We start from the raw sequence: 17209 nt of genomic DNA, 5'->3' as shown, positions 1-17209 counted from the left end.
TCAGGTTAACAAACTTGATATTTCTGCAATGTATCCGACGGCGCATCCTGCAGTCACTTCCTCCGCTCAGGTGTTCGTCATGGCTCCCGTGTTCAAGCTGTGTTTTCCCGCGCTGTTGTTGTCCGTGGCCCTGCAGGCACAGGCCGAGGACAAGACCCTCAATCTCTACAGCTGGGCCGATTACGTGCCGGCGCAGACGCTGCAGCGTTTCGAGCAGGAGACGGGCATTCATGTGCGCTACGACACCTTCGACACTTCCGAGGTTTTGGAAACCAAGCTGCTGACCGGTGGCAGCGGTTATGACGTGGTGGTGCCGTCCTCCAGCGTGCTGGCCCGAGGATTGGCAGCGGGCGCGCTGAAGGAAATTCCCCACGAAGGGCTCAAGGGCTACACCAACCTCGATCCTGATCTGCTGGAAAAACTGGCGGCCGTCGATCCGGGCAATCGCTACGCCGTGCCTTATACCTGGGGCACGCTCGGGCTGGGATTGAATGTCGAAGCGGTGAAAAAGCGCTTGCCGGATGTGCCGCTGAACAGCCTTGATCTGCTGTTCAAACCCGAGTACACCAGCAAGCTCAAGGACTGCGGGATTGCCGTGCTCGACTCGCCGCAGGAGGTCATCGGTCTGGCGCTGCACTACCTCGGTAAAGATCCCTACAGCACCGACAAGAATGATCTGGCCGCCGCCGAAGCCTTGTTGCAGAAGCTCCAGCCGTCGGTGCTGTATGTCGCCACCGGGCGGCAGATCAACGATCTGGCCAATGGCAGCGTGTGTCTGGCGCTGACCTACAACGGCGATGTGAGCATGGCTGCCGATCAGGCGCACAAGGCCAACAAACCCTATGAGGTCGCGTACCGGATCCCTCGCGAAGGCACGTTGATCTGGCAGGACAACCTGGCGATTCCCAAGGACGCGCCCAATCCGCAAGCGGCGCGGGCGTTCATCGAATTCATGCTGCGCCCCGAATCCGTGGCCGAACTGACCAACACGCTGTTTTTCGCCACCGCCAACACGGCCGCGACGCCGCTGGTGGATGAGGCGGTGCGCAACGACCCGGACATTTACCCGCCCGCCGAAATGCGCGAGCGCTTGTACGCCGACCGCAGCATGAGCCTCAAGGACATGCGCCAGCGCACGCGCCTTTGGACCACTTTCCGTAGCCATCAATAACAAAAGGAGCACACCGATGGACGTGCCGATGCTCAACGACCAAGCCATGACCCGCGACAGCCTGTACGGCACCTCAGCCGAAAGCACCTACGCCGGGATCACCAGTTTCATGCGCCGGCGCTACAGCCGCGATTTGCGCGGCGTCGATGTGGCGGTCAGCGGCGTACCGTTCGACACCGCCACCAGCAACCGCCCGGGCGCACGCTTCGGGCCACGGGGAATTCGCGCGGCGTCCACCGGGATCGCCTGGGAACGGCACTGGCCGTGGACGTTCGATCCGTTCGATCATCTGGCGGTGATCGATTACGGCGACTGCGATTTCGATTACGGCTCCCCGCACACCATCCCCGAGAGCATCGAGGCTCACGCGCAACGAATTCTCGATGCCGGCAGTGCGATGTTGACCTTTGGCGGCGATCACTTCATCACCTATCCGCTGCTCAAGGCCCATGCACGTAAGCATGGCGCGCTGTCGCTCATCCACTTCGATGCGCACAGCGACACCTGGCCGGACGAGGACGGCAAGCGCGTCGATCACGGCACCATGTTCTGGCATGCGGCCAGAGAAGGGCTGGTGGATCCGGCGCGCTCGGTGCAGATCGGTTTGCGCACCACCAATGACGATCATCAGGGCTTTGAAGTGCTTGATGCGCGTCAGGTGCATCGGCGCGGCTGCGAGGCGATTGTCGAAGCGATTCGCGCGCGGGTCGGCGACCACCCGGTGTACCTGACGTTTGATATCGATTGCCTGGATCCGGCCTTTGCACCGGGCACCGGCACTCCGGTGTGTGGCGGGTTGAGCACAGTGCAGGCGCTGGAAATCCTCGGCGGCTTGCGCGGGATCAATCTGGTAGGCATGGACGTGGTGGAAGTGGCGCCGGCCTATGACCATGCAGAAGTCACCTCACTGGCGGCGGCAACCCTGGCGATGGAAATGCTCTGCCTCTACGCCGCCCGGCACAAAGTCGACCTCTGACACCCCACAATCCCCTGTGTAGGAGCTGCCGAAGGCTGCGATCTTTTGATCTTTAAAACAAAATCAAAAGATCGCAGCCTCGTTGCACTCGACAGCTCCTACAGGGATATATACTGCCGCGCATGACTTTCGACTCTCCGTTAAGCGCCTGGCAACACGCGATCGAGCACAAGGGTTTCATCCAGGATGAAGCCCAGGAGCACGCGGTCTGGGCCTTGCAAAAATGCCATGAAGCCTTGCACGCCGGTGCCCGTTCGGTCATCGGCGTGTACTTGTGGGGGCCGGTCGGGCGTGGCAAGACCTGGTTGATGGATCAGTTCTATCAGAGCCTGCGAGTGCCGGCCCGGCGTCAGCACTTTCATCATTTCATGGGCTGGGTGCACCAGCGCTCGTTCCAGCTGACCGGCATCGCTGATCCGCTGCGCGCGCTGGCCAAAGAGCTGGCAGCCGAGGTGCGGGTACTGTGCTTCGACGAACTGTTCGTCAATGACATTGGCGATGCGATCATCCTCGGGCGTCTGTTTCAGGTGATGTTCGACGAAGGCGTGGTGATCGTCTGCACCTCCAACCTGCCGCCGGATGAGCTGTACGCCGACGGCTTCAACCGTGATCGCTTTGTCCCGGCGATTGCCGCGATCAAGGCGCACATGCAGGTTGTCGCGGTGAACGGCGCCGAGGATCATCGCCTGCATCCGGGCGCGGTCGAGCAGCGTTATTTTGTTGCTGAACCAGGGCAGGGCAGTGCGCTGGACAAGGTTTTCCAGGCACTCAACGCCGGGCAACCCGCCAGCGCAGAACCGGTGACTGTCGGCCATCGCGTGTTGAATGTGGTGCAGGCCAGCGCTACGGTTTTATGGTGCCGCTACGCCGATCTCTGCGAGCAACCGTTCGCCGCGATGGACTTCATCGCATTGTGCGACGGCTATCGGTCTATTCTGTTGAGCGAGGTGCCGAACCTCAGTGCGCAGAAACGCGAAGGGCGCATCGCTCGCGGCACCGAGGATGGCTCGGCGCAGGTGGTGGCCGGCGACCGTGAGTTGCCGCAATTGTCGGTACATGACGACGGGGTACGCCGCTTCATTGCCTTGGTCGACGAGTGTTACGACCGTAAAGTCCCGCTATACATTGAGGCTCAGGTGCCGATGGAGGCGCTGTACACCGAGGGTTATCTGGAATTCCCGTTCCGGCGCACCCTCAGCCGTTTGCAGGAGATGCAGCTGCAGCGTTTTGCCGAATCCTGAGCGCAGAGGGCGCGAGCATGAGCCAACCGCTGTCGCATCATTTACTGACCATGGCTTACCAGAACGCGTGGGCCAATCATCGCTTGGGCAAGGCCTGGCGACAGCTCGACCCTAAAGCGCTGGCAGCGCCGCGAACGAGCTTCTTTCCGAGCATCAGCCTGACGCTCAATCACATCCTGACCTGCGACTGGTTCTACGTCGATGCACTGGAGCGTGAGTTGCGCGGTGACGAACCGCATCCCGACTGCTACGTGTTTTTCACCCACGACGAGCCATTTACCGAGGCCGCAGCATTGCGCGAGGAACAGGCGCACGTGGACCGCCGGCTGATCGCCTATTGCGAGCAATTGCGCGATGCCGATCTGGGGCGGATCGTCACCATCGCCCGTGAAACGCCACAGCATGACAGTCGCTTGCGCATGCTTTCGCACCTGTTCGAGCATCAGATTCATCATCGTGGGCAGGTGCATGCGATGCTCAGCGCGACCTCGGTCAAACCGCCGCAGCTGGATGAGTTTTTTTGCGCCGGTGAGAGCGGGTTGCGGGCTCAGGATTTTGCCGAGCTGGGGTGGACGGAAGAGCTGATCTGGGGGCGCTGAAGCCTGGAAATCAAAAGATCCGGTTGTGGCCCGCAACATCCTCGCGTTAAGGTCGAACGGCCTTTCAGGTGCGCACCTTGCACGCCGGGGCCATGATCGGGGATGGAAATGGATTCCGCAGAAATGCTTGTGCTGCAAGCCAGTTACACCAATCCACTGCACGCCGAAGCCATCGGCATCGTGCTCAATCATTACGCAGAAGACCCCATGGGCGGCGGCCATTCACTTGCCCCTGAACTGCTGCGTCGCCTGCCTGAAGAACTGGCGCGCAGGCCGCACGCCTTCAGCGTGTTGGCATTCGTCGGCGGCGAGCCGGCAGGGCTGGTGAACTGCTTCGAAGGGTTCTCGACGTTCGCCTGCAAACCGCTGGTCAATGTGCATGACGTGGCGGTCGTGAGCAAATTTCGCGGCCTCGGCCTGAGCCAGAAAATGCTGCGTAAGGTCGAGGAGATTTCCCGTCAGCGCGGTTGCTGCAAGATCACCCTGGAAGTGCTCGAAGGCAACGAGGTGGCACAGAACTCCTACCGCAAGTTCGGCTTTGCCCCCGGCATGTTCGACCCGGAACATGGCCGCATGCTGTTCTGGATCAAGGATCTGCAGGCATAAAAAAGGCGCCCCGGACAGGGCGCCCAACTGTCGTCTCCGAGGCCAGAGCGGAGCCATCGGAGGTCCATCGGTTGCTCGGTGAATCAGTCGCGATAAGACTCGGTGACTTGTGCGGTCTGATCATCCGGAACCTTCAGTTCCGGGGTTTTTGCATCGGTCGGCTGTTCGCTTGGCGCGTGGTGGACCGGGAAGTTGTCGTAGTAATGCCGCATGCGTTCGGCGCCGCCCTCGGCAAAGGCGCTGGCGGAACCGAGGGCGAGTAGCCCGGCAAGAATAGTGATGCTGGTTTTCATGGTGCCTCCTACTGAAAAACGTGGGAGCCGTTCGTCCATGAAGCAGATCTCGGGGCACAGTGTCCCTGGGGGGAATTAACTCGGGGTTAACAGCGGTGGCGAGGGGGTTGGTGACGCATTGCGCGTCACACTCGAGAGTGGGGCCGCTTCGCGACGCATCGGGGATGAATCCCCTCACCACAGGGAGTTTGTTTGAGTGGATTGATCAGAGCTTCCAGTCCAGGCTCAGGGTCACCGTGCGCGGATCACCCCAGTACACGCCGTTGTAGAAGCCGACGTTGTCGTAATACTTCTTGTCGAACAGGTTGTCGACGTTCAGCGACGCCGACAGATGCTTGTCGAACTCATAGCGCGACATCAGCTTGACCACGGTGTAGGCCTCCTGATTGATCCGCGACCGCTCGGTGATGATCCGGCCATTGGCGCCGCGCCCGACCGGGCGGTTGGCTGCGCCATAGACCTCGCTCTGCCAGTTCACCGCGCCCCCGACGGTCAATGCGTGCCAGTTGCCCGGCAAGCGATAGGCCGTGGACAGCCGCAGCATGTTCAGGGGTTGAGCGGTGTTGCTGCGCTGTTTTTCGCCGTCGACGGAGTGGGTATAGGTGTAGCCGGCGGTCATGTTCCAGCCGTCGAGAATTTCGCCGGACACTTCGGCCTCGAAGCCATTGACTTTGGAGCCCTTGCCACCGGACTTGAAAAACTCCTCGCCGCTCACCGGGTCTGGTGGCACCGAGTTGTCACGTTCGGCGACGTTGTCCTGCTTGCTCCAGAACACTGCCGCTGCCAGGTTCAGGCGTTCTTCAAGCAGACTGCCCTTGAGCCCCACTTCGTAGTTGCTGCCAACCACTGGATCGAGGTAATTGCGGTTGCTGTCGCGGTTACTTTGCGGCTTGAAAATGTCGGTGTAGCTGACGTAAGCCGTGTACTCCGGCGTCAGGTCGTAGAGCAGGCCGGCGTAGGGCGTCCAGATATCATTCTGGCGTTGATGGGTGGCATCGGTGCTGGTCAGTTTTTGCTGCGCATCATAGTAGTAATCGGTGCTGGATTCGTCCCAGCTGCCATAGCGGCTGCCGATGACGGCATGCAGCTCATCGGTCAGGCTCAGGCGGGTCGCGAGGTAACCGGCCTTTTGCCGAGTGATGCCTCGCGCGCCCGGCAGGCCGGTAACGGTGTCGGCGAATTTGCCGATGTCACCCATGTATTTCCAGTCGCGGATCTTGCCGTAGTCGGCGGCTTGGGGGCTGTTGAAGGCGTAGGGCGAAGTCGAGCGGTTTTCCGCCTCGCCGTAGCCGAACATCATCTCGTGTTCGCGGCCGAACAGCTGGTACGGCCCTGACAGGTTGAAGTCGTACACGCTCATTTTCTGCGTGCCGAGCATGTGCCCCATGTAGGCCGTCATGCCGCTGCGGTCGGCCTCGGGGAAACCGGAGCCGCCGTAATAGACCTTGCCGTCGGTATCACTTTCGCGGTGGGTGTAGGCAGCTTTCAACTTCCAGCCATCACCCAGTTGCTGGTCAAGGGTGACGAACGCGGTCTTGTCCTTCAGCGGCCAGGAACTCCAGGACGTCGCCATGTTGGTCGACCGGCCGAGGCCAGCCTTGCTGCCGTCGGCGTTCCAGTACGGCACGGTGCCCCAGGACGTGCCCTGAACCTGCTTGTCCTGATAGTCATAACCGACGGCAAGCACCGTGGAGTCGCTCAGATCAGCTTCGAGGATGCCGTAGCCGACCTCGCGTTGCAGCGCGTATTTGTCACGGAACGACTGGCTGTCGCGATAGGCCAGCACGGTGCGCCCGCGCAGCCGACCGTCGAAGGCCAGCGGTCCGCCGACATCGACATAGCTGTAGTAATTGTCGTAGCTGCCGCCGCTGACCCCGGCCAGTGCCTGCCACTGGGCAGTTGGGCGTTTGCGCACCATGTTGATCGTCGCTGAAGGATCACCAGCGCCGGTGGTCAGGCCGGTGGCGCCGCGTACTACTTCGATGCGGTCGTAGATGATGGTGTCCGAGTCTGACTTCATGCGCCCGAAGGTGTTGAGCATCCCGTCGATCTGGAAATTGTTGATCGGGTAGCCGCGCGCCGAATAGCTGACCCGATCCGAGTCGTTGTGTTGCACGACGATGCCGGTGGTCTGGCGCATGGCTTCGGACAATGTACCGAGTTTGAAATCATCCATTTGCTGGCGTGTGACCACGGACACCGATTGCGGGGTTTCCTTGATCGACAGGTTCAGCCGCGTCGCGGTGCTCATCGCGCCAGTGGTGTAGGAATCAGTGTTTTCGGTGTTGAGGCCGAGGCCTTCCGCGCTGACACTGGTGGCGTCCAGTTCCAGCGCCTGGACGGCGGATTGTGGCGCTGTTTCCGGGTCGGTTTCAGCCAGCAGGTCGGGACTCAACGCCATGCTGAACAAGCCGACAGTCAGGGTCATGGAACGGGTAATGGGCGCGAACATCGCAGCCGACTCCTTGTCTTCGAGGGAAAAAATCCGTTGGTTCAGAGACGAGGTGCAGCCCGGCGATTTAGTAACAAACGAGAAATATTATTATTTGGAGATGTTTCCCGAGATCACCGGTCCGCGCGAAAAGCTGCGCACAGCGCTTGCCCAATGGACGGCGGCGGGTATGCTGTTGGCCTGCCGAGGAGATAGCAATGGCCTACGATTTTGACCTTTATGTGATTGGTGCCGGTTCCGGCGGTGTACGTGCAGCGCGCTTCGCGGCCGGTTTCGGTGCGAAAGTGGCGGTGGCCGAGAGCCGTTATCTGGGCGGCACCTGTGTCAACGTCGGCTGCGTGCCGAAGAAACTGCTGGTGTACGGCGCGCATTTCGCCGAAGACTTCGAACAGTCGTCCGGTTTCGGCTGGAGTCTGGGTGAAGCAAATTTCGACTGGGCGACCCTGATCGCCAACAAGGACCGCGAGATCAATCGCCTCAACGGCATTTATCGCAACCTGCTGGTCAACAGCGGCGTGACCCTGCACGAAGCCCACGCGAAGATCGTCGGCCCACACGAGGTCGAGGTCAACGGTGAGCGCTTCACCGCGAAAAACATTCTGATTGCCACCGGTGGCTGGCCGCAGATTCCGGAAATCCCTGGGCACGAACACGCGATCAGTTCCAATCAGGCGTTTTTCCTCAAACAGCTGCCGAAGCGGGTGCTGGTGGTCGGTGGTGGTTACATCGCGGTCGAGTTCGCCGGGATTTTCCACGGCCTCGGCGCGAACACCACGCTGCTGTATCGCGGTGATCTGTTCCTGCGCGGTTTCGATGGCTCGGTGCGCAAGCATCTGCAGGAAGAACTGACCAAGCGCGGCATGGATCTGCAATTCAACGCCGACATCGCGCGCATCGACAAACAGCCAGACGGCAGCCTCAAGGCGACCCTCAAGGATGGCCGCGTGCTGGAAGCCGACTGCGTGTTCTACGCCACGGGCCGGCGTCCGATGCTGGACAACCTGGGGCTGGAAAACACCGATGTGCAGCTCACTGACAAAGGTTTCATCAAGGTCGACGAGCAATACCAGACCAGCGAGCCGTCGATTCTGGCGCTGGGCGATGTGATCGGGCGGGTGCAATTGACGCCGGTGGCACTGGCCGAAGGCATGGCGGTGGCGCGGCGCTTGTTCAAGCCTGAGCAATACCGTCCGGTGGATTACAAGATGATCCCGACCGCCGTGTTCAGTCTGCCGAACATCGGCACTGTCGGCCTGACAGAAGAAGAGGCGCGGGACGCGGGCCATGAGGTGGTGATTTACGAGAGTCGCTTCCGCCCGATGAAGCTGACGCTGACCGAATGTCAGGAGAAAACCCTGATAAAACTGGTGGTCGACGGCAAGACCGACAAAGTCCTCGGTTGCCACATGGTCGGCCCGGACGCGGGGGAGATCGTCCAGGGTCTGGCAATTGCACTGAAGGCTGGTGCGACCAAGCGTGACTTCGACGACACGATCGGGGTGCACCCGACGGCCGCCGAGGAATTCGTCACCATGCGAACGCCGGTCGGCGCTTAAGCGTCCTTGGCTTTGGCTTTGGCTGTGTCTGGCGCTGCCGCAACGGTAGCCGCCAGACGCAAGCTGTCTTCGAGGCTGGCCTGAGTCTTGGTCAGTTCTTTCTCCAGTGACTGATTGAGCTGCCGCTGTTCGTCGGCATCCTGTTTCAGCGTCTGACTTTCCAGCAGGGCCACGCGCAGGCGTTCCTGGAGGAGGGTGCGTTCGCTGTCGACGCGAGTCGCTTGCTCCAGCAACTGATCCTGACGCTGATTGCTGTGCTTGAGCTGATCCTGCATCAGGCTCAGCTCGCGCTGAGTGCCACGGTTTTCCGTAAGCAGGCGTTCGTTGTCACGGTGCAACTGAGTGATTTCGTCCTGACGCACCAGCGCACTTTGTTGCGCCTGGCGTAGCTCCATCTGCAACTGCTGCAGCTGGCCTTCGTGACGGGCCTGTTCCTGCTCGCGCTGCTCTTTGCTGGCGTTGCGGTAATGCTCAAGCGCATCGCGGGCGTGCAGGTGCTTTTCTTCCAGCGAGCGGATTTGCTCGTCCTTGTCCTGCAGGCGCAATTCGAAATCAGCCAGCGCCTGATTGAGTCCGGCGTTGCGGGTTTGCTCGGTCTGCAGCATCGAGCGGGTTTCTTTCAGCGCCTCGGACTCGCGGGCCAATGCCGCGCCTTGGATGTCGTGCTGTTGCTCCAGTTGCTCGAGTGCCTGGCGTACCTGTTTGAGCTCCGACTCCAGGGTTTCGCGCTGCTCTTCGAACTGCTCGCGAGCCTGTTCGATCGGCTCTTGCGCCTGTTCTTTCAGGCGCTGGGCGAGACGCGAGACCAGTGCGGTCAGCTCATCATTGATCGGCTCTGCGGACGCTTCGACCGGTTGGCTGCCGTCCTCCAGCTCTTTCAGATAGCGATGGATCGTGGTTTTCGAACCGGTGTTGCCCAGTTCGATGCGTACTGCATCGATGCTGGGGTGTTCGCCCCGGGCCAGAATCGCTGTGCGCGCGATCTGCACCACTGCTTTGTTTACGCCACCACGGGCCATGTGAACTCCTACCATTACGTACTGTGGTACATGCCACCAAAGTACGCAGTGTACCATGCTCAATATAAAGTTAAATGCTTGATTAATCACAGGCGGGATATACTGGTATTACCCAATGTCAGCCCCCTGAATCGGCTTTTTCATCCAGCAATCAGTACGCCTGCGAGAACACTGCCCATGAGCGAGATCGATCGCTATCTGCAAGCCGCCACCCGTGACAACACCCGCCGCAGCTATCGCTCGGCGATCGAACATTTCGAAGTGAAATGGGGCGGCTTCCTGCCGGCGACCGCCGACAGCGTGGCGCGGTACCTGGTCGAGCATGCTGGCGTGCTGTCGATCAATACGCTGAAACTGCGGCTGTCAGCGCTGGCGCAATGGCACAACAGTCAGGGTTTTGCCGATCCGACCAAGGCCCCGGTGGTGCGCAAAGTGTTCAAGGGCATTCGCGCACTGCATCCGGCGCAGGAAAAACAGGCCGAACCATTGCAACTGCACGATCTGCAGCAAGTGGTCGACTGGCTTGAACAGGAAGCCAGTAGCGCCAGGCAGAATCAGGATCGTCCGCAGTTGCTCAAGGCCTGTCGCGATCGGGCGCTGATTCTGCTGGGCTTCTGGCGCGGCTTTCGCAGTGATGAGTTGTGCCGTCTACAGATCGAGCATGTGCAAGCCCACGCCGGCAGCGGCATCACCCTGTATTTGCCGCGCAGCAAGGGCGACCGCGACAACCTCGGGCAGACCTATCAGGCGCCGGCGCTGCTCAAACTGTGCCCGGTGCAGGCGTATATCGACTGGATTACCGAAGCGGCGCTGGTGCGTGGTCCGGTGTTTCGGGCTGTCGATCGTTGGGGGCACCTGAGCGAGGAGGGCTTGCACGCCAACAGCATCATTCCGCTGCTGCGTCAGGCGCTGGAGCGCGCCGGCATCCCGGCCGAGCGTTACACCAGCCATTCCCTGCGCCGCGGCTTCGCCACGTGGGCGCATCAAAGCGGTTGGGATCTGAAATCACTGATGAGTTACGTCGGCTGGAAGGATATGAAGTCAGCCATGCGCTATGTTGAAGCCAGCCCCTTTCACGGGATGGCGCGGATTACGGATAAGCCGGCTTCGTCGTAGATATGGTTTTCTTCTATTAATACTGTCTGCTAATAGCGAAAACAAATCAGCAGCATCAGGTTTGCCAATGAGCCATCCGTCGAGTGAGTGGGTAGGATTCACCCATCGAATTCACAACCCTGACGGAGAGTCATCAATGCCTATCATCAACAGCCAAGTAAAACCGTTCAAAGCTACCGCGTTCAAAAACGGCGACTTCGTACAAGTCTCGGACGCTGACCTGAAAGGCAAATGGTCCGTAGTGTTCTTCTACCCAGCCGACTTCACCTTTGTTTGCCCAACCGAGCTGGAAGACCTGGCCGACAACTACGCTGCGTTCCAGAAACTGGGCGTGGAAATCTACAGCGTTTCGACCGACACCCACTTTGCCCACGCTGCCTGGCACAACACTTCGCCAGCCATCGGCAAAATCGAATACACCATGATCGGCGACCCGACCCACGTCATCTCCCGCAACTTCGACGTGCTGATCGAAGAAGCTGGTCTGGCTGACCGTGGCACTTTCGTGATCAACCCTGAAGGCCAGATCAAAATCGTTGAACTGAACGATGGCGGCGTTGGCCGTGACGCTTCCGAGCTGCTGCGCAAGATCAAGGCTGCTCAGTACGTTGCTGCTCACCCAGGCGAAGTTTGCCCGGCCAAATGGAAAGAAGGCGAGGCCACTCTGGCTCCGTCCCTGGACCTGGTCGGCAAGATCTGAGTCTGTGAGACACGCAACACAGGGCGGGACTCCGCACCTACTTCAGTAAGCTGCACCGCCCATTGAAAAAGCCCGGGCGAGATTCGCTCGGGCTTTTTTTCGCCTCGAATAAAGACACAGGAGATCGCCCGTATGTTGGACGCCAATCTTAAAGCCCAGTTGAAATCGTACCTGGAACGGGTTACCCAGCCGATCGAGATCGTTGCTTCCCTCGACGACGGTGCGAAATCCCGGGAAATGCTTGACCTGCTCAAAGACGTTGCCAGTCTTTCGAGCCAGATTACTTTGATCGACAGCGGAACCGATGCCCGCAAGCCGTCGTTCTCGATCAATCGCCCCGGTGCCGACATCAGTCTGCGTTTCGCCGGCATCCCGATGGGCCATGAATTCACCTCGCTGGTATTGGCCTTGCTGCAAGTCGGCGGCCACCCATCGAAAGCCAGTGCCGACGTAATCGAGCAGATCCGCTCGCTCAAGGGTGAGTTCAGCTTCGAAACCTACTTCTCGCTGTCGTGCCAGAACTGCCCGGACGTGGTCCAGGCGCTGAACCTGATGGCCGTGCTGAACCCGAACATCCGTCACGTCGCCATCGACGGCGCGTTGTTCCAGGACGAAGTCAACGATCGCAAGATCATGGCCGTGCCGAGCATCTACCTCAACGGTGAGAACTTTGGCCAGGGCCGCATGGGCCTGGAAGAAATCCTGGCCAAACTCGACACCGGCGCCATCGAGCGTCAGGCCGAGAAAATCAGCGCGAAAGAAGCTTTTGATGTGCTGGTAGTTGGTGGTGGCCCGGCCGGTGCTTCGGCCGCTATCTATGCAGCGCGTAAAGGCATCCGCACCGGTGTGGCGGCTGAGCGCTTCGGCGGTCAGGTGCTCGACACCATGGCCATCGAGAACTTCATTTCCGTGCAGGAAACCGAAGGCCCGAAACTGGCGACGGCGCTGGAAGAACACGTCAAGCAGTACGATGTCGATATCATGAACCTGCAACGCGCCGACAAGCTGATTCCCGGCAAGAACGGCGAGTTGCACGAAGTCCACTTCGCCAGTGGTGCAACCCTCAAAGCCAAGAGCGTGATCCTGGCGACAGGCGCACGCTGGCGTGAAATGAACGTGCCGGGTGAGCAGGAATACCGCAACAAGGGCGTGGCGTACTGCCCGCACTGCGACGGCCCGCTGTTCAAAGGCAAGCGTGTGGCGGTAATTGGCGGCGGTAACTCCGGCGTTGAAGCGGCCATCGACCTGGCCGGTATCGTGTCCCACGTAACCTTGCTTGAGTTCGACGTGCAACTGCGTGCCGACGCGGTACTGCAACGCAAACTGCACAGTCTGCCGAACGTCACCGTGATCACCAGTGCGCAAACCACTGAAGTCACTGGCAACGGCGAGAAGGTCAACGGCCTGCGTTACAAGGATCGCAAGGCTGACGAGCTGCACACTGTCGAGCTGGAAGGGATCTTCGTGCAGATCGGTCTGTTGCCCAACACCGATTGGCTCAAAGGCACCATCGAGCTGTCGCCGCGTGGTGAAATCATCGTCGACAACCGTGGCGAGACGTCGATCCCGGGCGTCTTCGCGGCCGGCGACGTGACCACCGTGCCGTACAAGCAGATCGTGATTGCGGTGGGCGAGGGCGCCAAGGCTTCCCTCAGCGCGTTCGATCACTTGATCCGTACTTCGGCGCCGGCGTAAACGTCAGCCGCTGAAACGAAAAAACCCATGAGTGATCATGGGTTTTTTTATGCCTGACACAATCCAATTGTAGGAGTGAGCCTGCTCGCGATGGCGGCTGCACATTCAAAACATCATGGCCTGACACACCGCTATCGCGAGCAGGCTCACTCCTACAGGAGAAATTTGCAGTCAGTTACAGTGGCGCAGGCTGAATGATTTCTACCCAGTAGCCATCCGGGTCCTTGATGAACGCCAGACTTTTCATGCGGCCATCAGTCAGGCGCTTCTGGAAATCACAACCCAGTTCTTCGAAACGTGCGCACGCGGCAACGATGTCCGGCACCGAGATGCAGATGTGGCCGAAACCGCGTGGGTCGGTGTTGCCGTTGTGATAGGCAAAATCGGCGTCGTTTTCGGTGCCGTGGTTGTGGGTCAGCTCGAGGATGCCGGGAATCGATTTCATCCACTCGGTGCCGGCAGCGGCGTCCGCCGGGATCTGCGCCTTGTCGACCAGGGCGAGGAAGTACAGGCTGAATTCGGCTTCCGGGAAATCACGCTTTTCAACCAGCGAGAAGCCCAGTACGCGAGTGTAGAAGTCCAGGGACTTGGTGATGTCCTTCACACGCAGCATGGTGTGGTTGAAGACGAAGTTGCGGGTTGCGCTGTCTGGAGTGGCGGTGACGCCGGGGAAAGTGTTCAGTTCGTGCAGGCTCATAGGCCCTCCGTAACAATGGGGCGAGTGAATGGGCGCAATGATACGCATGCGGGGCGGCATCGCCAAACCGAATGCGCGGCTTGCTCTGTGGGCGGCCGGGCCTCAGACTTTGCTGCTCAATCTGCGAGTGCCTCTGGTAATGATCCGACCGTTCAAAGCGCTGTTCGTTTGCCTTTTCTCATCGCTGCTTGCCGTTCCGGCGCTGGCGGATCAGCCCAGTATCACCTGGCCTGCAGGCTGGGAAGTAGAGGCGCTGCCTGATCAAACCCCTCAGGTTTCGCGCCAGCGCGCCGTGAAAAACGATGCTGACGGCAATCAGGTGATGGTGATGGAGTTGACCATGAGCCAGGTCGAAGCGGGTCATCAGGTCAACGTGCCGGGCGTTTTGCTGGAGATGCGCAAGTCGATTCAGAAAGACTTCTTCCAGGGCGGCTATCAAAGTGTTTGCAACAAGGTGCACCCGACGACGCTCGGCTCTTTGGATGCGCTGGAAACCACCTGTACGATCACCGAAAACGGTCGACATGTGTTGTCGCAAACATTGGTTGCTGCGGCTACGGCGGATAAGGCCTATGTACTTTCTTACGCGGGTCAGGCCGAGGTTTATAAGGCGAGCACCGAGGAAATAGTCGCAGTGAGAAACAGCTTGAAACTTTAAGCGTCTGTTTGCACCGCGACGGGTTTAGATACCCGAAGGAATTAAGCACAAAGTTTAGTGATCGTTGCGGCTGCAACATCCCGGCGCAAAATGTTTAGCCTCACGGCTTGTGGGTGTTAAAGCGGATTGATAACTAGCGTGGGGGAAATCGTTGCTTTTGTTAGATATTGTCGAAAAAAAAGCCCTGCATAATGCAGGGCTTGTTTGTTGACGCAAGATTAACCGCGCAACCAGGAATCAACGGTGGCAGCACCGTACTGTTCCTTCCAGGCTTTCAGGCCACGGTGGTTACCGCCCTTGGTTTCGATCAGTTCACCGGTGTGCGGGTTGTGGTAAACCTTGACCACGCGCGCACGGCGGGTTTTTGGTGCGGTGGACACTTGCAAGCCGGACTTGGACGGGTTCGGATCGAGGATGGCGATGATGTCTTTCAGGCCTTTGCCGTAGGTTTTCATCAGCCCCTGGAGCTTTTCTTCGAATTCGATTTCTTTCTTGAGCCCGGCATCGTTCTTCAGCGATTCCAACTGCTTGAGCTGTTCCTGAAGGGCCTTTTCAGCTGCACGAAATTCAGCGAGTCTGGACAATATCTTTACTCCAATAGTGTGTTTGGCTGATACCAACCGCAAACAAAGCTATAAGCCAAGAGCCTTGAAGCGACTCGGTGATAATGGCTCACCTGCCAATCTCTCACAGGCTGAAAAAATTGTAGTAGTTAATGCGCCAAGAGTAAATCCTGATCTTGTCGTCATGTAACAACAGTGGTGTTTTGTATCAATTTGGTGCGTCGGGTGGCAGCACCCGGCTTAATTTATTTTTAGTTAATGGTGACTTAATGCATCGATGAAGTCGGCGCCTGGCATGGGTTTTCCGAACAGATAGCCCTGCAGGAAGTTGACGTGGTGTGCGGTCAGATAGTCAGCCTGTGCCGGAGTTTCTACACCTTCGGCAACAATACCCAGATCGAGCTTGGCCGAGAGTTCGATAATTGTGTCCAGAATATGCCGCGACAGCGCGTCAATGCCGATCATCGCGACGAAACTCTGGTCGATCTTCAGGAAGTCGACGTTGAATTTGCGCAGATAACCCAGGCTTGAATGGCCGGTGCCGAAGTCGTCGATGGCGATCATCACCCCCAGCGTGTGCAACTGCTCGAACAACAGGTGCGTGACATCGGTTGGCTCGATCAGCTCGCGCTCGGTCAGCTCCAGCACCAGGTTGATGCTGCCGGGGGCAAATGCAGCGAGAAACTCGCGACAGTCTTCGACCAGTTGCAGATCCTGGCAGTGGCTGGCGGTGATGTTGATGCCGATGTGGAATGGTTTTTCGAAGTCCGCCGACAACGGACCGAGCAGGGCGGCAGTCTGCTGCATCAGGGAGCGGGTCATGGGCACGATCAGGCCCGAATGTTCGGCAAACGGGATGAACAGGTCCGGCCGCACCAGACCTTCTCTGGGGTGATTCCAGCGCATCAGCACTTCAGCACCGGACCATTTCCGGCTGTCGCCATGCACCACCGGCTGGAAGTAGGGAATGAATTCGCCGGCCTCCAGCGCCCGCAGCATTTCATGGCTGGGGGAGGTGGCGCGTCGCTGCAGGACGTGGGCGATAGCGCCCGCGATCACCCCGAAAAATATCAGCAGACTGAACAGCGGCGGGTATTCGCTGCCCATGTAGCGCCAGGTTTGTCCCTGCGGGAAGCCTGCACTGACACTGAAGGCATAGCGCGAAGACGCGAGCATACTCTGCGCCACCGGCAACGGCGGCAGGGCGCCCTGATGCACTTTGCCATCGGCGGACAGCCAATTGTCGCCGACTTGCAGCAACAGCAGCGTCTGCCGGCCGATCAGGCGCAGGATGTTGCTCAGGTGATAACCATCGAGGGTGGTCAGCGCGCCACCGCGACCTTCGCTGAGCCGATACACCAGCAGCGCGGTGTTGGGCGTCACGGGGTTGCCATTCATCAACCAAAGTTTGCCCTGGGTGTAGTCGCCCGGGTTTACGGCTTCCTTGTACTCCCCGAACAGCGAACTGCAATAGAGGTTGTTGTCCCACACCAGATTGGTCGAGCGCACGAAGGGGCGACGCGTCACCTGCTCACGCAACGCCAGTTTGACGCTGTCGCAGGGTTGACCGGCCAATGGCAATAATTCACTGGCGGCCTGGGCGGTGTTGTCGAGCATCAGTTCAAACTGGCGCAGCGCCTCCTCGGCGGTATTTTGCGTGCTCTGTTGCAAGGTGCGTTCGGCTTGCAGATACAGAATCCCGCCGCCCAGCAGAACGGGCAAAACACCACAAAGCAGGCTCACACAAAGGCGTACGCTACGTTTGCGGCGGGGTCTGACGGTCAAGGGCATAGACGCATCCTGTGGCGATGGGGTGGAACTCTCGAATGCAGGCCTGGCAACGGCGCGCCGGTGAAAAACAGCGAAG

At 59.4% G+C, this 17209-nt stretch carries 17 protein-coding genes; 11 read left to right on the top strand and 6 right to left on the bottom strand.

Annotated features, from left to right (window positions below; all coding sequences use genetic code 11):
* Nucleotides 1-79 precede the first annotated feature (79 nt).
* The 5 genes from ACU680_RS06770 (at nt 80) to ACU680_RS06750 (ending at nt 4593) form a co-directional block, all read left to right on the top strand.
* Entirely contained in the window at nt 80-1171 is a 1092-nt protein-coding gene (locus ACU680_RS06770) for a polyamine ABC transporter substrate-binding protein (RefSeq protein ID WP_448179027.1), read from the top strand.
* Between the two features lie 16 nt (nt 1172-1187).
* Nucleotides 1188-2147, top strand: a complete 960-nt coding sequence (gene speB, locus ACU680_RS06765; RefSeq protein ID WP_448179026.1) for an agmatinase — start codon at nt 1188-1190, stop codon at nt 2145-2147.
* Nucleotides 2148-2269: 122 nt separating this feature from the next.
* The gene (gene zapE, locus ACU680_RS06760; protein WP_448179025.1) at nt 2270-3388 is read left to right on the top strand and encodes a cell division protein ZapE; all 1119 of its coding nucleotides are present in this window, start codon (nt 2270-2272) and stop codon (nt 3386-3388) included.
* A gap of 17 nt (nt 3389-3405) precedes the next feature.
* Entirely contained in the window at nt 3406-3987 is a 582-nt protein-coding gene (locus ACU680_RS06755; RefSeq protein WP_367084604.1) for a DinB family protein, read from the top strand.
* Between the two features lie 108 nt (nt 3988-4095).
* The gene (locus tag ACU680_RS06750; RefSeq protein ID WP_448179024.1) at nt 4096-4593 is read left to right on the top strand and encodes a GNAT family N-acetyltransferase; all 498 of its coding nucleotides are present in this window, start codon (nt 4096-4098) and stop codon (nt 4591-4593) included.
* An 83-nt stretch (nt 4594-4676) separates the two neighbouring features.
* On the opposite strand, the gene ACU680_RS06745 is transcribed toward ACU680_RS06750, so the two are convergent.
* Nucleotides 4677-4886 (bottom strand): hypothetical protein, encoded by a 210-nt coding sequence (locus ACU680_RS06745; RefSeq protein WP_448179023.1) that lies wholly within the window; start codon nt 4884-4886, stop codon nt 4677-4679.
* Between the two features lie 205 nt (nt 4887-5091).
* Nucleotides 5092-7338 carry a TonB-dependent siderophore receptor gene (locus tag ACU680_RS06740; protein WP_448179022.1) on the bottom strand — a complete coding sequence of 749 codons (2247 nt, stop codon included), beginning with the start codon at nt 7336-7338 and terminating at the stop codon, nt 5092-5094.
* On the opposite strand from ACU680_RS06740, the gene ACU680_RS06735 reads away from it, so the two are divergent.
* Nucleotides 7325-7552 (top strand): hypothetical protein, encoded by a 228-nt coding sequence (locus ACU680_RS06735; protein ID WP_367084601.1) that lies wholly within the window; start codon nt 7325-7327, stop codon nt 7550-7552. The two genes, ACU680_RS06740 and ACU680_RS06735, sit on opposite strands and share 14 nt — an antisense overlap.
* Nucleotides 7536-8894 (top strand): glutathione-disulfide reductase, encoded by a 1359-nt coding sequence (gorA, locus tag ACU680_RS06730; RefSeq protein WP_448179021.1) that lies wholly within the window; start codon nt 7536-7538, stop codon nt 8892-8894. The genes ACU680_RS06735 and gorA overlap by 17 nt, the downstream gene beginning before the upstream one ends.
* Here the strand turns inward: gorA and ACU680_RS06725 are convergent.
* Nucleotides 8891-9913, bottom strand: a complete 1023-nt coding sequence (locus tag ACU680_RS06725) for a DNA-binding protein (RefSeq protein WP_448179020.1) — start codon at nt 9911-9913, stop codon at nt 8891-8893. The two genes, gorA and ACU680_RS06725, sit on opposite strands and share 4 nt — an antisense overlap.
* Before the next feature lie 177 nt (nt 9914-10090).
* On the opposite strand from ACU680_RS06725, the gene ACU680_RS06720 reads away from it, so the two are divergent.
* The 3 genes from ACU680_RS06720 to ahpF all read left to right on the top strand — a co-directional run bounded on the left by ACU680_RS06720 (nt 10091) and on the right by ahpF (nt 13424).
* Nucleotides 10091-11029: a site-specific integrase gene (locus ACU680_RS06720; RefSeq protein ID WP_448179019.1), complete on the top strand. Its 939-nt coding sequence runs from the start codon at nt 10091-10093 to the stop codon at nt 11027-11029.
* Between the two features lie 136 nt (nt 11030-11165).
* The gene (ahpC, locus tag ACU680_RS06715) at nt 11166-11729 is read left to right on the top strand and encodes an alkyl hydroperoxide reductase subunit C (protein WP_003224621.1); all 564 of its coding nucleotides are present in this window, start codon (nt 11166-11168) and stop codon (nt 11727-11729) included.
* Between the two features lie 132 nt (nt 11730-11861).
* Entirely contained in the window at nt 11862-13424 is a 1563-nt protein-coding gene (ahpF, locus tag ACU680_RS06710; protein ID WP_448179018.1) for an alkyl hydroperoxide reductase subunit F, read from the top strand.
* A 175-nt stretch (nt 13425-13599) separates the two neighbouring features.
* Here ahpF and gloA read toward each other — a convergent pair whose 3' ends face one another.
* On the bottom strand, nt 13600-14121 hold the full coding sequence (gene gloA, locus ACU680_RS06705) for a lactoylglutathione lyase (protein ID WP_448179017.1): 522 nt from the start codon (nt 14119-14121) through the stop codon (nt 13600-13602).
* Between the two features lie 139 nt (nt 14122-14260).
* Between gloA and ACU680_RS06700 the strand changes: the two genes are divergently transcribed.
* A complete protein-coding gene (locus ACU680_RS06700; RefSeq protein ID WP_448179135.1) occupies nt 14261-14779 on the top strand; it encodes a DUF4946 domain-containing protein in 519 nt (172 codons plus the stop codon).
* A gap of 218 nt (nt 14780-14997) precedes the next feature.
* Here ACU680_RS06700 and ACU680_RS06695 read toward each other — a convergent pair whose 3' ends face one another.
* Nucleotides 14998-15363, bottom strand: a complete 366-nt coding sequence (locus tag ACU680_RS06695) for a histone-like nucleoid-structuring protein, MvaT/MvaU family (RefSeq protein WP_007963346.1) — start codon at nt 15361-15363, stop codon at nt 14998-15000.
* 234 nt (nt 15364-15597) lie between these two features.
* The gene (locus ACU680_RS06690; protein WP_448179016.1) at nt 15598-17133 is read right to left on the bottom strand and encodes an EAL domain-containing protein; all 1536 of its coding nucleotides are present in this window, start codon (nt 17131-17133) and stop codon (nt 15598-15600) included.
* Nucleotides 17134-17209: the final 76 nt, after the last annotated feature.

It is taken from the genome of Pseudomonas sp. LF020 (genome assembly GCF_053456425.1).
This window is presented reverse-complemented; position numbering and strand designations above follow the sequence as displayed.

Coding starts and splice junctions, on each gene's coding strand:
- gorA (WP_448179021.1), top strand. CDS start 7,536: ATGGCCTACGATTTTGACCTTTATGTGATTGGTGCCGGTTCCGGCGGT.
- ACU680_RS06750 (WP_448179024.1), top strand. CDS start 4,096: ATGGATTCCGCAGAAATGCTTGTGCTGCAAGCCAGTTACACCAATCCA.
- ACU680_RS06725 (WP_448179020.1), bottom strand. CDS start 9,913: ATGGCCCGTGGTGGCGTAAACAAAGCAGTGGTGCAGATCGCGCGCACA.
- ACU680_RS06745 (WP_448179023.1), bottom strand. CDS start 4,886: ATGAAAACCAGCATCACTATTCTTGCCGGGCTACTCGCCCTCGGTTCC.
- zapE (WP_448179025.1), top strand. CDS start 2,270: ATGACTTTCGACTCTCCGTTAAGCGCCTGGCAACACGCGATCGAGCAC.
- ACU680_RS06770 (WP_448179027.1), top strand. CDS start 80: ATGGCTCCCGTGTTCAAGCTGTGTTTTCCCGCGCTGTTGTTGTCCGTG.
- ACU680_RS06755 (WP_367084604.1), top strand. CDS start 3,406: ATGAGCCAACCGCTGTCGCATCATTTACTGACCATGGCTTACCAGAAC.
- ahpF (WP_448179018.1), top strand. CDS start 11,862: ATGTTGGACGCCAATCTTAAAGCCCAGTTGAAATCGTACCTGGAACGG.
- ACU680_RS06720 (WP_448179019.1), top strand. CDS start 10,091: ATGAGCGAGATCGATCGCTATCTGCAAGCCGCCACCCGTGACAACACC.
- ACU680_RS06735 (WP_367084601.1), top strand. CDS start 7,325: ATGGGCGCGAACATCGCAGCCGACTCCTTGTCTTCGAGGGAAAAAATC.
- ACU680_RS06700 (WP_448179135.1), top strand. CDS start 14,261: ATGATCCGACCGTTCAAAGCGCTGTTCGTTTGCCTTTTCTCATCGCTG.
- ACU680_RS06690 (WP_448179016.1), bottom strand. CDS start 17,133: ATGCCCTTGACCGTCAGACCCCGCCGCAAACGTAGCGTACGCCTTTGT.
- gloA (WP_448179017.1), bottom strand. CDS start 14,121: ATGAGCCTGCACGAACTGAACACTTTCCCCGGCGTCACCGCCACTCCA.
- speB (WP_448179026.1), top strand. CDS start 1,188: ATGGACGTGCCGATGCTCAACGACCAAGCCATGACCCGCGACAGCCTG.
- ACU680_RS06740 (WP_448179022.1), bottom strand. CDS start 7,338: ATGTTCGCGCCCATTACCCGTTCCATGACCCTGACTGTCGGCTTGTTC.
- ahpC (WP_003224621.1), top strand. CDS start 11,166: ATGCCTATCATCAACAGCCAAGTAAAACCGTTCAAAGCTACCGCGTTC.